We start from the raw sequence: 16,113 nt of genomic DNA, 5'->3' as shown, positions 1-16,113 counted from the left end.
GGCGCTTACCCCACAGTCTTGGGTGGAATGACGGCGGCCGGTTCCTTGTTACCAAGGCGTACCAGCACGGGCACCATGGCAAAGGCAATGACCACCGCCAGCGTTCCCGCCAGAATCGCCATCGGCCCGCCCTTCAGCGCGCCATAAACATTTTGCTGGGCCGCCATCGCCACCACGATCGGAATGTAGATCGCGCTCCAGAACTCCACACCCTGCTCGGTCTTGCCCTTGAACCAACCGGATTTGTTGAGGTAACTGCCCAGACCGATCAACAGCAGCATCGCAATACCGACGCCGCCGACGTTGGCCGGCACGCCGATCAACTTGCCCAGCATTTCACCGATCCAGATACCCGCCAGGGTACAAAACGCCAGAAACGCCACACCGTAAATAATCATTGTTGTAGTCCTCAAATTGCATCGTCGAATGTTGTTTTTGTTGTTCGAAGCTTGAGTCGGCGGTCTTAGAGTTGGCGGCTTCCCTCCTCACGCAACAGCGCCTGCAAGGTGTCCAGGCGAGCACTGTCAAACGCAGTGACCGTGCCCTGCTCAAACACCCGGCGCGCCAGCCCGGTCAGCACCGCACCGGGCGGCAGTTCGATCTGTAGCCGCACGCCGCGTTCGTAAGCGCTTTGTACGGTGCCGCGCCAATCCACCACGCGGCACATGTTGAACGCGAGGTCGTCACGCAAGGCTTGGACCTTGACCACCGGTCGAGCGCGACTGCCGCTCAGGTAGGCGATTTTCGGGTTTTTCAGCTCAACGCTGGCGAAGGCCTCTGCCAGTCTCTGCGCGGGCTCATCCAGCAACGGACAATGCGACGGCACGCTCACCGCCAACCGTTTCGCCAGTCCTGCGCCACGGCTGCGCGCCAATTCAGCGACCGCGTGCATCGCCTCATCACTGCCGGCAATGACCACCTGGTTATCGGCATTGATGTTGGCCAGATAAACCGGCGACTCCTCGCCGTGAACCTGCGCCAGCAACGTTTCGACTGTGGATAATTGCAGACCGATGATCGCGGTCATGCCAAAGCCCTGTGGATAAGCCTGCTGCATCAACTCACCGCGCAGGCTGACCAGATGCAACGCATCGCTGAAGCGCAAAGCCCCCGCCACCACGGCTGCCGGGTAAGCACCGATGGACAGACCGGCGACGTAATCGGCCGTGAGGCTTTCACGCAGCAACTGCCGCGACGCCGCGACCCCGGCGATCAGCAGGCACAGTTGAACCGCCCTTGTGCGGCGCAACGCGTCGGCAGAATCGAGCAACAACACATCCTCGCCGAGCACGTCGCTGGCCTCGGTCAGCGTCTCCCCAGGCAAACGCTGGAGCATGCCCGGTTGTTGCGCGCCCTGGCCGGGAAACACCAGCAAACTGCTCACGCCGCCTGCTCCTGCGGATTCCATGGATCAGAAACCAGGCAGGCCTGATGCGCGTTTTTCAGCAGCACATGAGCCGAAGCGCCCGCCCACTCACGCAGCGCCACCGCGCCGAACGGCGTCTGCAATTGCATATCGACCCGGCATGAGGATTGATCGAAAAGCGCCACCAGTTTGCGTGCCTGATTACGGGTAATCAGGTGCGGTGTGCGCAGGATCAAATCGAGATCGCTGCCCTCGTGCATCGCGGCAAAGCCGCTGGCCAGTTCAAACCCGGCACTGCCGCTGACACCCCAGACCCAACCGCAGTCATCGAGCATCGGGCGCAACTGCTTGAGGGCGCGCATGACGGGCAGATCACGCTCACTGTCGACATGACTCAGCGCCTCGGGGCTGACCCGACAGACCATCGAATCGACCGCCATGAACGCCGCCAAGCGCTGCTCACGCGAGACACCGCGCACACCCACCGCGACAAAACCCTCAGCGCTCAAGGCCCGGCGCACCACCACCGGTTGCCCGGCGCTGAGCGACTCGATAGCCCAACCCGGCGCATCCGCGGGCAATTGCGACGGGGTCATGCCCCAGAGCAGATCGTGGGCCAGAGGTGTGTTCACCACTGCGCCCTCAACAGTTCCCGCACGCGGCTGGACGCGGCACGATTCTTCGCGCCCAGACGATTGCTCAGCCCCGTGTTGGAGATATCGCTGATGGCGTGGGTCAGGCACTCAGTGACCCGCGCCAGATCCTGCGCTGTCGGCTGTTCGATCTGTTGCACCGACAGGGTTTCCCAGAGCAATCCGAGGCTGGCGTAGCTGTCGATGTCATAGGCCATCGGCGGCACACTGGCGGCCAATGCTTCGAGTTCTTCGACGCTGCGCAAGGTCACCCGCGCCGCCGAGGCTTTGCCCATCGCATGCACCATCACCCCGGGATCACGCAGGGCGATCAAACGGTTGGCCTGATAACCATGGGCCAGAAACGCACCGGACATGGCTTTGCCCACCAGCAATGCAATCACCGGGTGCCCGGCCAAACGTGCGCGGGCATAGCTGTCTGCCGCACCGGCCAACGCTTGATGAATGCCGAGGGCTTCCTCGCGACGACCGTAAGCCTGGCTCGGCACATCGACGATGGCGATCAACGCACGCTTGTGCGTTTGCTCACGGTCGGCGCTGATCGCGTCATCGACAGCCTTGGCCAGACCCCAGCCTTCCAGCAAGCCGACTTCGCCATCGCGAGCGCGAGGGAAACGGTTGTCCGGGTCAGCGACCACGGCCAGCAAGCGACCGAGCGCCGTGTCCGCCACCCGCAGTGACGCCGGCAAACCTTCGACGGTTTTCGCACCGGCGCACAAGGCGTTGAACCAGTTCAAACCGCGCAATGAATAACCACTCATGAGCGCTCTCCTTGATACAGATCGCGAACCACCGAAGGCTCGATTTGCGTGTCAGTGTCCAGGCTCGCCAGACGTTGCAGGAACCACTCGGCCTTTTGGCTGCGCGGTTGCGCCGTCAAGCCTTGCTGCAACAACTCGCCGACCTGCTGACGAATCTGCGCCACATCATCGCCGACATAGCGATCCACCAGACCACTGGCAAAGCGTTGCTCGCCCCCGGTCAGGCTCCAGATAAACGGCCGGTCGCGGGAATCGTATTCTTCGATCCCGGCTTCCTGTTCGATCACTTGCGGGCCGTTCAAACCAAGGCGCGCTTCCTGAGTCACCAGCAAATAGCTGCACAGCGCAGCCGCAATCGACATGCCGCCGAAGCAGCCGACGCTGCCCGCCACCACGCCCACCACCGGTTGGTACTGCTGCAAATCGACAATCGCCGCGTGAATGTCGGCAATCGCCGCCAAGCCGAGATTGGCTTCCTGCAAGCGTACGCCGCCGGTTTCCAGCAGCAGGATGGCGCGGGTCGGGAGGCCTTTGCGGTTGTCTTCGGCGGCCAGTTCCAGCGCGCCAGCGATCTTTGCCCCGCCGACTTCGCCAAGGCTGCCGCCCTGGAAAGCGCCTTCGATGGCGGCAATCACCACCGGCAAACCGTCGAGGTTGCCCTTGGCGATCACCACGCCGTCGTCGGCCTGCGGCACCACGCCTTGGCGTTCGAGCCACGGCGACATGACGCGTTGAAACGGGTCGAGCAATTCGCGAAAGGTGCCGGCGTCGAGCAAGGCTTTCGTCCGTTGCCGCGCGCCGAGCTCGACGAAGCTGTGTTTGTTGAGAAGCGCTGCGCTGTCAGTCATGGCCGATCTCCTCGAAACCTTGTTCCAGACGCAAGCGCACCACACCCGGTGTTGCGCCGAAATCGTGGATATCGATGGCCATGGCTGGCGGTATAGTGCCGTCGAACATGCGCGCAAACAGATGTTGCCAGCGCAGCTGTGCGCCGTTGACCGACGTCTGCACATTGATCGTCAGCTTGCCGGCCAACCCCGGTTCGATCAGCACTTCCAGATCACCCGAGCCGACACAACCGACCAGCGCACGCCCGCGTGGCGGCTGCCCGGCGGGGAATTCAAACGATAGGGTTTCCATCAAAACGCTCCCTGAAAGATGCCGTCGTGCTCGATACGGTCGAGCAACAGCGTGGCGGCGAGCAAGTCGGCGGCGCCACCGGGCGAGGCATTCAATGCGATGAGTTGTTGATCCAGTTCGTGCAGGCAACGGCGACCGTTGAGGCTGGAGCTGCCTCCGGCGTCGAGCACCGCCTGCGCACCCTGTTGCATGGTTTGCAGGCCTTGTTCGCCGGCGCGATAGAGCACGCAGGTGTCGGCCAGGTCGGTCATGATCGCGAGCAAGGCGTCGAGTCGGGCGTTCTGTTCGCCGTGGCCATGGGCGCGGCTTTTTTTCAGTTGCGGCAGGCCACGTTGCAGCACGGCCGGGAAGCCGAGTTGCGCTTCTTCGCGGGCACCGCGGGCGCCGTAGCGCAACGCGACTTGCGCGCCGTGGCTGAGCGGGCGCGGTGCGTAGCGGTCGTCGAGCAACGCCAGACGTGCGGCGCGCACAGAGATAGCACTGGCGCTGCTGGATCTCGTTTCCAGTGCAGCCGCCGTGACGATCAGGCCCAAGGCCCAGATCGCGCCGCGATGGGTGTTCACGCCGTGGGTGGTGGCGAGCATGGCTTGCTCGCCTTCACGGCCGATGCGGCCAATGCTTTCACGCAACGTCGGATTGATCTCGCCAATCTCAATGGCGGCCTCAGCCATCTCCTTGAACGCCGGCCACAACGACAGCGCCGACGCGTGCATCAGGCCCAGGTGCAGATCGGTGTGCGCGCCATTGCCACGACGGTCGACCAGCGCCGGTTTCGGCGACAGATCGGCTTCGTCGATCAGTGCATCCACCGCCAGATCAGCCAATCGATCAGCCAGAGAAAGCGGTTTCGCTTGCAGGTTGAGTGCGTGCATTACCAGCTCCTGAACTTGGCGGGCGGGTTGTAGAGGCCGCCGGACCACTCGACCAGATCGGCCACGCTTTTCGCCGCGAGCAATTCGCGGGTGGCGTCAGTGCGGCGGATGCCGAGGTCTTCGGGCAAGGCGATCAGGCCTTCGCGGCGCATGCGTTCGGTGTCTTTGGGGTTGTGGCGCAGGCCGATGGCGGTGACGCCTGCGACCGCAGCGATCATCGCTTGGCGCTCTTCCAGCGAACGCGCCTTGTACAGGTAGGCGATGCCTTCTTCGGTGAGCAGGTGGGTGACGTCGTCGCCGTAGATCATGATCGGCGCCAGTGGCATGCCGCTTTTTTTCGCCACCTCCACCGCGTCGAGGGTTTCGACGAAGGTCGGTTTGCCGCCCTCCTGGAAGGTCTCGACCATTTGCACCACGAGTTTCTTGCCGCGTTCGAGCATCGGTTGCTGCGAATCGTCGTGGCGCATGTCCAGCCACGCCGGGGTGCCGTGACGGCGACCACGCGGGTCGTGGCCCATGTTCGGCGCACCGCCGAAACCGGCGAGGCGACCACGGGTCACTGTCGAAGAATGACCATCGCCATCGACCTGCAACGTCGCGCCGATAAACAGATCCACCGCGTACTGCCCGGCCAGTTGGCAGAACATCCGGTTGGAACGCAGCGAGCCGTCGCGGCCGGTGAAAAACACGTCTGGTCGCGCGGCGATATAGTTTTCCATGCCCAGTTCGGTGCCGAAGCAATGCACGCTTTCGACCCAGCCGCTTTCAATCGCCGGGATCAGCGTCGGGTGCGGGTTGAGCGTCCAGTTGCGGCAGATCTTGCCTTTGAGGCCGAGGGATTCGCCGTAGGTCGGCAGGATCAACTCGATGGCGGCGGTGTTGAAACCGATGCCGTGATTGAGCGACTGCACGTTGTGTTTTTCGTAGATGCCACGGATCGCCATCATCGCCATCAACACATGCACAGGCTTGATATGGCGTGGGTCGCGGGTGAATAGCGGTTCGATGTAGAACGGCTTGTCGGCCACTACGACGAAGTCGACCCATGAGGCGGGGATGTCCACACGCGGGAGTTCGCTGACGTCGTCGACCAACTGGTTGACCTGGACGATGACGATGCCGTCGCTGAACGCGGCGGGTTCGATCAACGCTGGGGTGTCTTCGGTGCTGGGGCCGGTGTAGATGTTGCCGGCGCGGTCGGCCATGAACCCGGCCGAGAGCACGACATTGGGGATCAGATCCACCACCAGCCGGGCGTAGAGCTCGATGTAAGTGTGGATCGCGCCGATTTCCAGTAAGCCGTCTTCGAGCAACTGGCTGATGCGCAGACTCTGCGTGCCGGCGAAGGAGAAATCGAGCTTGCGGGCGATGCCGCGCTCAAACAGATCAAGATGCTCGGAGCGGCCGACGCTTGGCATGATCATGTGCAGGTCGTGGAGCTTTTGCGGATCAGCCTTGGCCAGGGAACGGGAAAGGAAATCCGCCTGCTTCTGGTTATTGCCCTCCAGCACCACGCGGTCGCCGGGATGAATCAACGCTTCGAGCGCGGCGACGATTTTGTCGGTGGGCAACACCGCACCATCGGCCATCCCGCGCACCTTGTCGAGACGACGCCGCTTTTCATCGCGCCGCCGCGTCCAGCGCGAGTCGGGGTTTATTGTTGTTGTCATGCTCACTCCACGGGGTTCGCTGTCGTGGAGCTAAGGTAGGTGTGTGGGGTGGGGGCATCAATCAAGCACGGTGGTGAATCGTTACGCTCAAAGTAACGGTTGAATCTCGGCGCAGTACTCAGCACGACGAAAGCTCTAATGTGCTGATGACTTGATCACCTCGGCACATCCAGGTCTTTTAGAATAATACCCAAACATATGTAAGTGATTACCTGAGACCGGTCCAAAGTCGCAATCCAGATCATATATTTTTGAGCCTTTTTATCTCTTTTTATTATTAGAACCTGTCATTTATGACAGTTGGCCCACCTGCTTAAAAAGGTAATGATGCTGCTGTAGCAGGTTGCTCAGAAGCAGAATCCAAGTAATTAAAATGGAGTTATTAAAATGACAAAATTTGAGATGTTAATTATGGCGACAATATCGGTGACTGGCACCAATACCGCATTTGCAGAGATCGATCCAGGATGTAAACAATTGTGGGATGCCACAAGTGCTGCCCAGACATGCACGCTATCAACACTTACGAAATATTACGCAGGAGGGGCTGCTGTTTGCGCAATAGAAGCTGACTGCCGCGGCATAGGCATGAACTCCAACATCCCGAATAATATGAACGCTAAAGAAGTCACTATTTCAGTACACAACAAAGAAAGCGTTTCGGTACAAACCATTCTTAACGAGGGCTTGAATAACTGTAACGGCAAACTTACCTACAAGTCGTGCCAGTAAGCCTGAAATTTTTACTTCACCAAAATCCGACATGGCCCGCTGCGCACATTCAGTTAGAGCACGCCACAACCAAGTATCAGCGGGTTATTCGTCCGCAAAGTCACCGTAGAGGCTCGATCCGTCTGCCGATAATCGTTCTAACGCTCTACGCGAAAATGGTCATCAAGGTCGGCAAATCATCGAGTAATACTGGGTCAATCTGTGGGCCACCATCTAGGAATTTGGTAAATGCAACTGACGCCTTCGCGAGCAAGCTCGCCACAGGAGATCTTCAGAGAACGCAGATTTTGTGTACGACATAAACCTACTGTGGGAGCGGGCTTGCTCGCGAAGAGTCCAGTCTGGTCACCGCAAATCTTGGATCAGTCAACGAGACCCGCATCCACCAACAACTTCTCCAACCCCAACAAATCCGGCACCTTCGCCACCTGCTCCCCGACCTGCACCGCCGCCTGCTCCAATTCACACAACGGCACATCGACATAGCTCAACTGACTGTCGAGCTTGTACGACCGCGGAATCCCCTGCACCAGCAGCGCAATGAACTTCAACTCCGGCAACCCGCCCAGCGCATTCAAAATCACGATCCGCGCGCGCTCGCCAATGACGATTTTCTGCCCGCACGCCGATTCAAAACTCAGCAGCGGAATCTGCCGCTCGCGCCACTTCACGCGCCCCAGATACCACGGCGGCGTGTCCAGATCGAACGCGCTGGCCTGGTAGTCAATCAACTCCGCGACAGCGACGTTAGGCAGGATCAGGTTGCGATCGGCCAGCGGCAGCAGCAGGCCGGTGAGTTGGCTGTTACGCGCATTGTACCGGCGCTCATGCATGTTTCTTGCTCCAGTGGGCAATGCTCTCGAGCAGCACCGACTCCTGATACGGCTTGCCGAGGTAGTCATTGACGCCGATGGCCATGGCGCGATCGCGGTGTTTCTGCCCGGTGCGCGAGGTGATCATGATGATCGGCAGGTGTTGCAGGCGTTCGTCGTGGCGCACTTGGGTGGCGACTTCGAAGCCGTCCATGCGCGGCATTTCGATGTCGAGCAGCATCAGGTCGGGCATGTGTTCTTCCAGCAGCAACATGGCATCGACCCCGTCCTTGGCGGTCAGCACATTCATGCCGTGACGTTCGAGCAAACGGCTGGTGACCTTGCGCACGGTGACCGAGTCGTCGACCACCATCACCAGCAGCGGCTTGTGCGGTTCGCTGTCGATGTCCGGCAGCGTCGGATGCTGCGCAACGCGCGCCTGCATCGCCCGGATCGGCGCCAGCAAATCAAGAATCAGCACCACCCGGCCATCACCGAGAATGGTTGCGCCAGACACGCCCTGCACTGCCGCAAACTGTGGGCCAAGACTCTTGACCACAATCTCGCGGGTGCCCGCCATGGCGTCGACCTGCACGGCGACGTGACGGTCGTTGCACTGCACCAGCAGCACCGGCAACGGCAGGCTCTGGCCAATCAGTTTGGGGCGCGGCGCGGTTTTCAGCAGCTCGCCCAAATAACACAACTCATAGCGTTGCCCGGCGTATTGGTAGCTCGGCGGATCCTGGCGCAAATGCCCCTCCAGATCATTGGGCAATACCCGAACAATGCCTTCAATGGTGTTCAGCGGTATCGCGTACTGGTCTTCAAAGCACTGCACCATCAGCGCACGATTGACCGACACGGTGAACGGCAGGCGAATGCGAAAATGCACGCCCTGCCCCGGTACCGAATCGATGCTCATGCTGCCGCCCAGTTGCCGGACCTCTTCGTGAACCACATCCATGCCGACACCGCGCCCGGAAATCTGGGTGATTTTTTCGGCGGTGGAAAACCCCGGCTGGAGGATGAATTGCAGCACGTCGCGGTCGCTGATCTCGGCCTGCGCGGCGAGCATGCCGCGCTTGATCGCTTTGCGGCGCACAGCGTCCAGCGGCACCCCGGCGCCGTCGTCGCGGATGTCGAAAATGATGTCGCCGCCCTCGCGGGACAGGTCGAGGCGGATCTGTCCTTGCGCAGGTTTGCCCGCCGCCAACCGTACTTCGGCGGTTTCCAGCCCGTGGTCAACGGCGTTGCGCAGCATGTGTTCCAGCGGTGCGGCCATGCGCTCAAGCACGTTGCGATCCATCTCGCCTTCGGCATTGCCAACGACGAACGCGACATCTTTGTTCAGCTCTTCGGCGACCTGGCGGACGATGCGTTTGAGGCGCGGCAACATCCGTTCGAACGGCACCATGCGCGAGCGCATCAGGCCTTCCTGCAATTCGGTGTTGATCCGCCCTTGCTGCTGCAGCAGGTTTTCGGCGTCCTGATTGCGTCGATCCAGCGTTTCCTTGAGATCGAGCAGGTCGGAGGCGGATTCGAACAGGGCCCGCGACAGTTGCTGCAACTGCGAGTGACGGTCCATTTCCAGCGGATCGAATTCTTCGTAACCGAGGCGTTCGGCGTCCACTTGCTGACGGCTGAGGATACGTCCCTGGGTTTCGGTGTCGAGGCGGCGTAATTGATCGCGCATGCGCTCGATGGTGGTTTCCATCTCGTTGAGCGCCACTTGCGCGTCGTTGACTTGCTGTTCGATGCGGCCCCGGAAAATCGAGGTTTCCCCGGCCAGGTTGACCAGATCGTCGAGCAGTTCGGCGGAGACCTTGACCATGTCCGCACCGGCGTCCGGGGCGGTCGCAGTGGTTTCGGTTTTTACCGGCACAGGCAACAGCGGCGGCGTGTCGAGGCTCGCCGGGTGACTGAAATTCTGGATCGCATTGATCAACCGATCCGCCGGCGGGCACGGTTGCCCGGCGCGCACGGCATCGAGCATTTGCGCCAGTCGGTCATGGCCGCGCTGCACCAGGGCGAACAGCTCGGCCGAGGTTGGCAGCGTGGCCGCCGAGACGCTTTCGTAGAGGTACTCCAGCTCATGAGCGAGGTCGCCGATGGGGCCGATCTCGACCATCCGCGCGCCGCCCTTGAGGGTGTGCAGATCGCGCAGCAGGGTTTCGACTTCCTGGCGATTGCCCGGCTCGGCTTGCCAGCGCAGCAGCGCAGCGCCGGAGTTTTCGATGATGTCGAAACCTTCTTCGAGGAAGATTTCCAGCAGTTCCGGATCGTGCCCGGCGCTGTCGGGATCCACCGTCGGCGGCTGTGTTTCGCCCAGCGTCTGCCCCTGGCGCAGCTTTCGAATGGTTTCAATCAGATCCTGCGCCGGGGTCAGCGGCTGATGGTTTTGCAACTGATCAAGCAACTGAGCCAACCGGTCATGGCTCTTGTGCAGCAAGCGCTCCAAGGCTTGGTTATGGCTGTAGCGCCGATCGAGCAGCCCTTCATAAAGGCTTTCCAGTTCCTGAGCCAGATCGCCGATGGCCTCGACCTCAGCCATCCGCGCACCGCCCTTGAGGGTGTGCAGATCGCGTTGCAGGGACGACAGCGGCGCGGTGTTGTCAGGGTCTTTCAACCAGCGCTGCAAGGCCTGGCCGGAACTGTCGAGAATGTCCACCGCCTCTTCGAGGAAGATCTCGACAATCTCGTCAGCCGGCGCAGCAGACGCAGCGGTTTGTGACAGTTCGGCCGTCGCCGCACCCAGCTCGCGGATGCTCAGGCTGCGGCTGCCATCGCTGCGGATCAAGCCCATGGACGACGGGTCAAGACTCTCATCGAGCAGGTCATGCAAGGCACGAATCCGCTCAGGCTGCGGCGTGACTTCCTGACCGGCGGCCAGTTCGTCGAGCATGTTGATCAGCGCTTCGTGGGCGTTCTGCGCTTCCTGAAAAAACCTGTCGCTGACCGCCAGGCTGCTTTCTTCGACGGCCCCATAAAGGTCGAGCAAGGCTTCGCACAAGACGTCGACCGGCAGCAGATCCGCCAGGTGCGCACCTTCGCCGAGGGTGGTCAGTTCGTCCAGCAACGCGCTGAGTTCCTGACGTTCGCCGGGGTGCTGCTGCCAGCGCTGCAAGAGGCTTTCGGCGTCGAGCAGGATGTCCATGCCCTGGGCGAGGAAATTGTTGATCAGTTGCGGGTCGCGCTTGACGCGCAAGCCGGTGTTCAGCGCATTGAGGATCGATTCCAGACGTTCGGCGAGCAGTGTTTCCGTGCGTTTGATCAGCGACTGAGCACCGACAATCGGTGCCAGCGGATCGTGCTTGAGTTGACGCAGGCCGACCCGAAACAGACCTTCGGCTTCAAGCAGCAATTCCACCTCATCAAGGTCCAGCGCCAGTTGATGGGCCTTGAATTCGCGAGCGAGTTTATCGAGCGGGGCGGCCAGTTCGGCAATCGGCGAGACCCCGGCCATCGATGCACTGCCCTTGAGGGTGTGCAACGCACGTTGCAACTCGTCGCTGGCTTGCAGCGGCACGTGTTCGGCGGCTTGATCGAGGAAACGATTGAGGCTGACGAGATGGTTTTCGGCCTCGTTGCGAAAGATCTCCAGCAACAAGGGGTCGAGTGCCGCGACGTCATCGGTGTCTTCGGCGGCCAGCGGTTCGTCCCCCTTGGCCAGGGCGTGGGCGCGGGCGGCGAGTTGATCGACATCGCTGCGCTGGCGTTGACGGTGGGTGGCGAACTCGCTGATCAGTTCCGGCAGCAATAGCACGGTGTCGCCCAGCAGTTGCTGCACCACCGAACCGGGTTCGACGCTTTGTTCCAGCACGCGATTGAGCAGGTTTTCCACCGCCCACGCCAGTTCCCCAAGGATCAACGCACGCACCATCCGCCCACTGCCCTTGAGGGTATGGAAGGCACGGCGCAGTTCGCTCAGCGCGGCGCGATCCTGCGGATGGGCCGTCCAGCGCGGTAAGTACTCGTGGAGGACTTCAAGGACTTCGTCGGTCTCTTCGAGGAACACTTCGCGCAGTTCATCGTCGACCGGTTCTTCATCCGCCGGCGGCGGCATCAGGCTGCCGGGGGTGATCAGTGCCGGCGGGTTGACCGCCGACACCGGGCTGGCCAGCACATCCGCCAGCGACTGGACGATGTGCGGGTCGTCGAGCGCCTGCATGTCTTGCATCACCAGCGCTTCGCTGGGGCTGAGCACATCCTCGAGCACCGGCACATGCTGTTCGTTGGGCTGCTCGTCGGGAAAGAAACCGAGGCTGGCGAGGGACTTTTGCGCGACGTCCAGCAGTTGCTCGCTCGGCGCCAGTGGGTCATCGCTCAAACGCTCAAGGTAATACTCAAGACTGGTGATGACGTCGGCGAGGTTGTCCAGTTGCTGCCAGCCTGGTTCGTGCGAATCAAGTAGCAGGTGTTCGCGGATGAAACCATTGCAGGCCTCGACCAGTTTGGCCGCGCGACCGAGCGCAATCACCGCCAGCGCACCGCGCACCTGGGTCAGCAGCGCCGGCAGCGGCAGCAGATGCTGGCGATCCCAGTCGGCGTCGATGTAGTCGACGATCATGTCCTTGGCCTGTTGCAGGCAGATGCGCGCTTCCTTGATCACGATCTGGTGGATCTGCGTCAGGTCGGTGGTCGGCAGACGCGAATCTTCCGGGCTTTGCGGCTCGACGGTCCCGACCATGCCGGCCAGCGTGGCTTCGACATACAGCAGCGCCCCGGCCACGTCCATCAGGATGGCGTCGTTCGGCTCGCGCTGGCCTTGAGCGAGGCTGAGCACCACCGCCAGTTGATCGATGATGACTTTGCGCGGCTGGCCGAAACCGAGCACCGCGAGGGTGTCGGCGATCTGCCGCAGTGGTGCCAGCAGGGCTTCCAGGTCCGAGATGTGCTGACGGTCGCTGCGCACGAACAGGTCCAGGCGCTCCTTGACCCGCACCAGCTCTTCACACAACGCCGCCAGCACCGAGCGCATCGCGTCGCGGTCGGGGCCGGCCAGGCGCGTGCGCTCTTCGTCGACCATCGCGCTGTCGGGCAACGCGTCGTCCAGGGAGTAGTGATCTTTCATGGTCAGCATCTGCCCGGTGGGATGTTCGGCTTTGGCAATATAGAACAACAGGCTTTTGAGCAGCTCCGGCGGTGGCGGCTGGTTGAGGCCGGCCATGCCCTGTTCGAGCAGACGTTTGAGTTCCTTGTCAGCGTCCTTGAGCAGGCTGCGCAGCGCCGGGCTGTTGGCGATCTCGCCTTGGCGCATGCCTTCGACCAAGGCTGATGTCACCTGCCACAAGGGGCTCAACGGTGCATCGCCGCTCAAGGCTTCGAGGCGGGTGAAGACCTTCGCCAGATAATCGAGATGCGTCTGATCGTCCTGCTCGCGCAGCAAACCGACCAAGGCCATTTGCAGCATCTGGCGCCATTTGCGCAGCATGTTTGGCAGTTCTGCCGGCGCCAGCAATGCCAGCGCTTCTGCGCTCAGGGGCGGCAGTTCGGGCAGTTGTGGGCTGAACAGGCTGGTTTCCGAAAGCAGGCTTTCGCCCCGGGCACTGCGCAAATCGTTGAGCAGCGGCAGCACCACCAACGGCAGATCGCGCCGAGCGTTCTGCACGCGATCAAGGTAGATCGGCAATTGCCCAAGGGCTTGCAGCAACAGGTGCAGGGCTTCGTCGCGATGACTGACGCGCTCGTGTTGCAGGGCTTCGACCAGTTGCTCCATTTCTTCGGCCAGCAGTGCCGCGCCATAGAACTCGACCATTTGCAGGCTGCCGTGGACCTGATGGATGTAATCCAGGCACTCGTCCAGTCCAGGCGTCGCCTGCGGATCATCGAGCACGGTTTCAATGGCCCGATGCGCCTGTTTCAGCGTTTCGGCAATTTCGCCTTTGACCCACTCGAGGGCCACATAGTCGTGGCGATCACCCATGGCAGCTCCAATCACACTTTATCCGTCGCCGACGCGGAGGCCGCCGGCAAGGTGAAGCCGGACACCGAGCGGCGCAACTGACTGGCCATTTTTGCCAGGTTGCCGATGCTCTCGGCGGTGGCCGTGGAACCGGACGACGTCTGCGAGGTGATCTGCTGGATCACGTTCATCGTCAGCGAGATCTGCCCAGCCGACGACGTCTGCTGCTGCGCCGCATTGGAGATGCTCTGAATCAGCGCCGCGAGCGTCTTGGACACGCCTTCGATTTCTTCCAGGGCCACACCGGCATCCTGCGCCAGCCGTGCGCCGCGCACCACTTCGGTGGTGGTCTGCTCCATCGAGATCACCGCTTCGTTGGTGTCCGTCTGGATCGCCCGCACCAGGGTTTCGATTTGCCGGGTGGCGGCGGACGAGCGCTCGGCCAGCCGCTGCACTTCGTCGGCCACCACGGCAAAACCGCGTCCGGCATCACCGGCCATCGACGCCTGAATCGCAGCGTTGAGGGCCAGAATGTTGGTCTGATCGGCAATGTCGTCGATCAGGCTGACGATATCGCCGATTTCTTGGGAAGACTCACCCAAGCGTTTGATGCGTTTGGCGGTGTCTTGAATCTGCTCGCGAATGTTGTCCATGCCGTGGATGGTGTTGTGCACCACCTCGTTGCCCTTGTTGGCGATCTCTACCGAGCGCTCGGCCACCGCCGAGGATTCAGCGGCGTTGGCCGAGACCTGATCGATGGACTCGGCCATGTCGCTGATCGCGCTCGAGGCTTCGGAAATCTGCTGGGCCTGATGCTCGGAGGCCTGCGCCAAATGCATGGCGGTGGCCTGGGTTTCCTGCACTGCAGCGGCGACCTGGCCGGCGGTGAGGTTGATGGTGGCGACCAGATCACGCAGTTGGTCGACGGAATAGTTGATCGAGTCGGCGATGGTCCCGGTGAAGTCTTCGGTGACCGAGGCGGTCACGGTCAGGTCGCCGTCGGCGAGGTCTTCGATTTCGTCGAGCAGACGCATGATCGCGTTCTGGTTGCGCTCGTTTTTCTCGGCAGTCTCGCGCAGTTGGCGATTGGTTTCCCGCACCATCACCAGGCCTATAAGGATGATCGAGGCCAGCGCCAGCAAGCCCAGCACGTAGCCACCGATGGTGTCGGTGTTGCGCCCGCCCGCCAGGTTTTCGAAACCGTTGGCCAGGTGCGAAGCTTCGTCGAGCAGGGTTTGCGACAGGTTGAAGATGTTGCTGGCCGACTCGCGAACCTTGAACAGCTCCGGCGAGGTTTCGAGGATTTCATCCACGGAGCCGGAGACGAACTGGAACAGCTCGGAAATATCACTCAAGCGCGCACGAGCGTCGCGGTCTTCGACCTGGCTGATTTTCAGCGTCGGGTTGCCCTGAAGCATGCCGTTGAGTACCTGGCCGAAACGGGTGGCGTCGCGGCCAAAGGCGTCGGCGGCTTGTTGGGAGTTTTCATCACCGGCCAGCACCGTGTTGACCGCGCCGAGGATGCGTTCGGCCAGCAGCGATTGGCGCTGAGCCATCGCCACTTGGGCGGCCGGAGCGCCGCGCTGAAGGAGAATCTCGACGACTTTTTCGTATTCGATCTGCAACTGCGGCACGGTTTCGGCCAGGGTCGCGGCGACCTGATGCAGGGACAGTACGGTCTGTTCGCTGGAGAGGATGGCGTCGGTGTTTTTCAGCAGGCGCTCCCAGTCCAGTTGCACGGCGCGCATTTCCGGGCGCACGGTAGACGGCGCGGCCGGCAGGCCGGTGGCCGGGTCACCCTTTTTCAGATACCCCCAACGCTGGGCGAAATCATTGCGCGCATCACTGAGCAACTTGAACGCAGCCGCTTTGCCGGCAGCGGCTTCGGTGGCGTTCTTGGCGATGCGTTGCGAGAGCACGCGCAGTTCCCCGGCGTGGCCGATGTACTGTTTGTCGTGGTTCGCCTGGGTGTTGAGGTAGGCGAAGTTGGCGAACAGCAGCATGATGAACACGATCAGTGCGATGAACAGCACGACGATCTGCGAGCGACTGCGCGATCCTTCCGCCGACTTGCCTGTGTTTGCTTTTGTCATCGGTCCTCGCCTATGAAACCTGCCGCATTCAATGTGGCAGCGGGCTTGCTCGCGAATGCGGTGGGTCAGCCAGCATCGAATTGAATGTCAGACCGTATTTGCGAGCAAGCCC

General features: G+C 61.6%; 12 protein-coding genes. 1 reads left to right on the top strand and 11 read right to left on the bottom strand.

The window, feature by feature from the left end:
- Nucleotides 1-5: 5 nt before the first annotated feature.
- The 8 genes from madL to mdcA form a co-directional block, all read right to left on the bottom strand.
- Nucleotides 6-398, bottom strand: coding sequence for a malonate transporter subunit MadL (gene madL, locus ACIOWA_RS09215; protein WP_221732363.1), 393 nt, complete (start codon nt 396-398; stop codon nt 6-8).
- A 65-nt stretch (nt 399-463) separates the two neighbouring features.
- Nucleotides 464-1,384, bottom strand: coding sequence for a malonate decarboxylase subunit epsilon (mdcH, locus tag ACIOWA_RS09210; protein WP_401159387.1), 921 nt, complete (start codon nt 1,382-1,384; stop codon nt 464-466).
- The gene (locus ACIOWA_RS09205; protein WP_401159385.1) at nt 1,381-2,001 is read right to left on the bottom strand and encodes a malonate decarboxylase holo-ACP synthase; all 621 of its coding nucleotides are present in this window, start codon (nt 1,999-2,001) and stop codon (nt 1,381-1,383) included. The genes mdcH and ACIOWA_RS09205 overlap by 4 nt, the downstream gene beginning before the upstream one ends.
- Nucleotides 1,995-2,780 carry a biotin-independent malonate decarboxylase subunit gamma gene (mdcE, locus tag ACIOWA_RS09200; protein WP_339464496.1) on the bottom strand — a complete coding sequence of 262 codons (786 nt, stop codon included), beginning with the start codon at nt 2,778-2,780 and terminating at the stop codon, nt 1,995-1,997. The genes ACIOWA_RS09205 and mdcE overlap by 7 nt, the downstream gene beginning before the upstream one ends.
- The gene (locus tag ACIOWA_RS09195; RefSeq protein WP_401159383.1) at nt 2,777-3,628 is read right to left on the bottom strand and encodes a biotin-independent malonate decarboxylase subunit beta; all 852 of its coding nucleotides are present in this window, start codon (nt 3,626-3,628) and stop codon (nt 2,777-2,779) included. The genes mdcE and ACIOWA_RS09195 overlap by 4 nt, the downstream gene beginning before the upstream one ends.
- A complete protein-coding gene (locus tag ACIOWA_RS09190; protein WP_401159381.1) occupies nt 3,621-3,920 on the bottom strand; it encodes a malonate decarboxylase subunit delta in 300 nt (99 codons plus the stop codon). Before ACIOWA_RS09190 ends, ACIOWA_RS09195 begins: the two co-directional genes overlap by 8 nt.
- Nucleotides 3,920-4,792, bottom strand: a complete 873-nt coding sequence (locus ACIOWA_RS09185; RefSeq protein WP_401159378.1) for a triphosphoribosyl-dephospho-CoA synthase — start codon at nt 4,790-4,792, stop codon at nt 3,920-3,922. Before ACIOWA_RS09185 ends, ACIOWA_RS09190 begins: the two co-directional genes overlap by 1 nt.
- The gene (gene mdcA, locus ACIOWA_RS09180) at nt 4,792-6,462 is read right to left on the bottom strand and encodes a malonate decarboxylase subunit alpha (RefSeq protein WP_401159376.1); all 1,671 of its coding nucleotides are present in this window, start codon (nt 6,460-6,462) and stop codon (nt 4,792-4,794) included. The genes ACIOWA_RS09185 and mdcA overlap by 1 nt, the downstream gene beginning before the upstream one ends.
- Before the next feature lie 387 nt (nt 6,463-6,849).
- Here mdcA and ACIOWA_RS09175 point away from each other — a divergent pair, with 387 nt between their 5' ends.
- Nucleotides 6,850-7,194, top strand: a complete 345-nt coding sequence (locus ACIOWA_RS09175; RefSeq protein WP_401159374.1) for a hypothetical protein — start codon at nt 6,850-6,852, stop codon at nt 7,192-7,194.
- A 362-nt stretch (nt 7,195-7,556) separates the two neighbouring features.
- On the opposite strand, the gene ACIOWA_RS09170 is transcribed toward ACIOWA_RS09175, so the two are convergent.
- The 3 genes from ACIOWA_RS09170 to ACIOWA_RS09160 are packed head-to-tail and all read right to left on the bottom strand — an operon-like array spanning nt 7,557 to nt 16,001.
- Nucleotides 7,557-8,027 (bottom strand): chemotaxis protein CheW, encoded by a 471-nt coding sequence (locus tag ACIOWA_RS09170; protein ID WP_401159372.1) that lies wholly within the window; start codon nt 8,025-8,027, stop codon nt 7,557-7,559.
- On the bottom strand, nt 8,020-13,929 hold the full coding sequence (locus ACIOWA_RS09165) for an Hpt domain-containing protein (RefSeq protein ID WP_401159370.1): 5,910 nt from the start codon (nt 13,927-13,929) through the stop codon (nt 8,020-8,022). Before ACIOWA_RS09165 ends, ACIOWA_RS09170 begins: the two co-directional genes overlap by 8 nt.
- An 11-nt stretch (nt 13,930-13,940) precedes the next feature.
- A complete protein-coding gene (locus tag ACIOWA_RS09160) occupies nt 13,941-16,001 on the bottom strand; it encodes a methyl-accepting chemotaxis protein (RefSeq protein ID WP_339430338.1) in 2,061 nt (686 codons plus the stop codon).
- Nucleotides 16,002-16,113 lie beyond the last annotated feature (112 nt).

Source organism: Pseudomonas sp. NPDC087614, assembly GCF_044743485.1.
GTDB lineage: Bacteria > Pseudomonadota > Gammaproteobacteria > Pseudomonadales > Pseudomonadaceae > Aquipseudomonas > Aquipseudomonas baetica_A.
The sequence above is the reverse complement of the archived record's forward strand: the minus strand, read 5'-3'. Positions and strand labels throughout refer to the sequence as shown.

Excerpts from the sequence above, each read along its gene's own strand:
- madL (WP_221732363.1), bottom strand. The coding sequence starts at position 398 with ATGATTATTTACGGTGTGGCGTTTCTGGCGTTTTGTACCCTGGCGGGT.
- mdcE (WP_339464496.1), bottom strand. The coding sequence starts at position 2,780 with ATGAGTGGTTATTCATTGCGCGGTTTGAACTGGTTCAACGCCTTGTGC.
- ACIOWA_RS09195 (WP_401159383.1), bottom strand. The coding sequence starts at position 3,628 with ATGACTGACAGCGCAGCGCTTCTCAACAAACACAGCTTCGTCGAGCTC.
- ACIOWA_RS09190 (WP_401159381.1), bottom strand. The coding sequence starts at position 3,920 with ATGGAAACCCTATCGTTTGAATTCCCCGCCGGGCAGCCGCCACGCGGG.
- ACIOWA_RS09185 (WP_401159378.1), bottom strand. The coding sequence starts at position 4,792 with ATGCACGCACTCAACCTGCAAGCGAAACCGCTTTCTCTGGCTGATCGA.
- mdcA (WP_401159376.1), bottom strand. The coding sequence starts at position 6,462 with ATGACAACAACAATAAACCCCGACTCGCGCTGGACGCGGCGGCGCGAT.
- ACIOWA_RS09175 (WP_401159374.1), top strand. The coding sequence starts at position 6,850 with ATGACAAAATTTGAGATGTTAATTATGGCGACAATATCGGTGACTGGC.
- ACIOWA_RS09170 (WP_401159372.1), bottom strand. The coding sequence starts at position 8,027 with ATGCATGAGCGCCGGTACAATGCGCGTAACAGCCAACTCACCGGCCTG.
- ACIOWA_RS09165 (WP_401159370.1), bottom strand. The coding sequence starts at position 13,929 with ATGGGTGATCGCCACGACTATGTGGCCCTCGAGTGGGTCAAAGGCGAA.
- ACIOWA_RS09160 (WP_339430338.1), bottom strand. The coding sequence starts at position 16,001 with ATGACAAAAGCAAACACAGGCAAGTCGGCGGAAGGATCGCGCAGTCGC.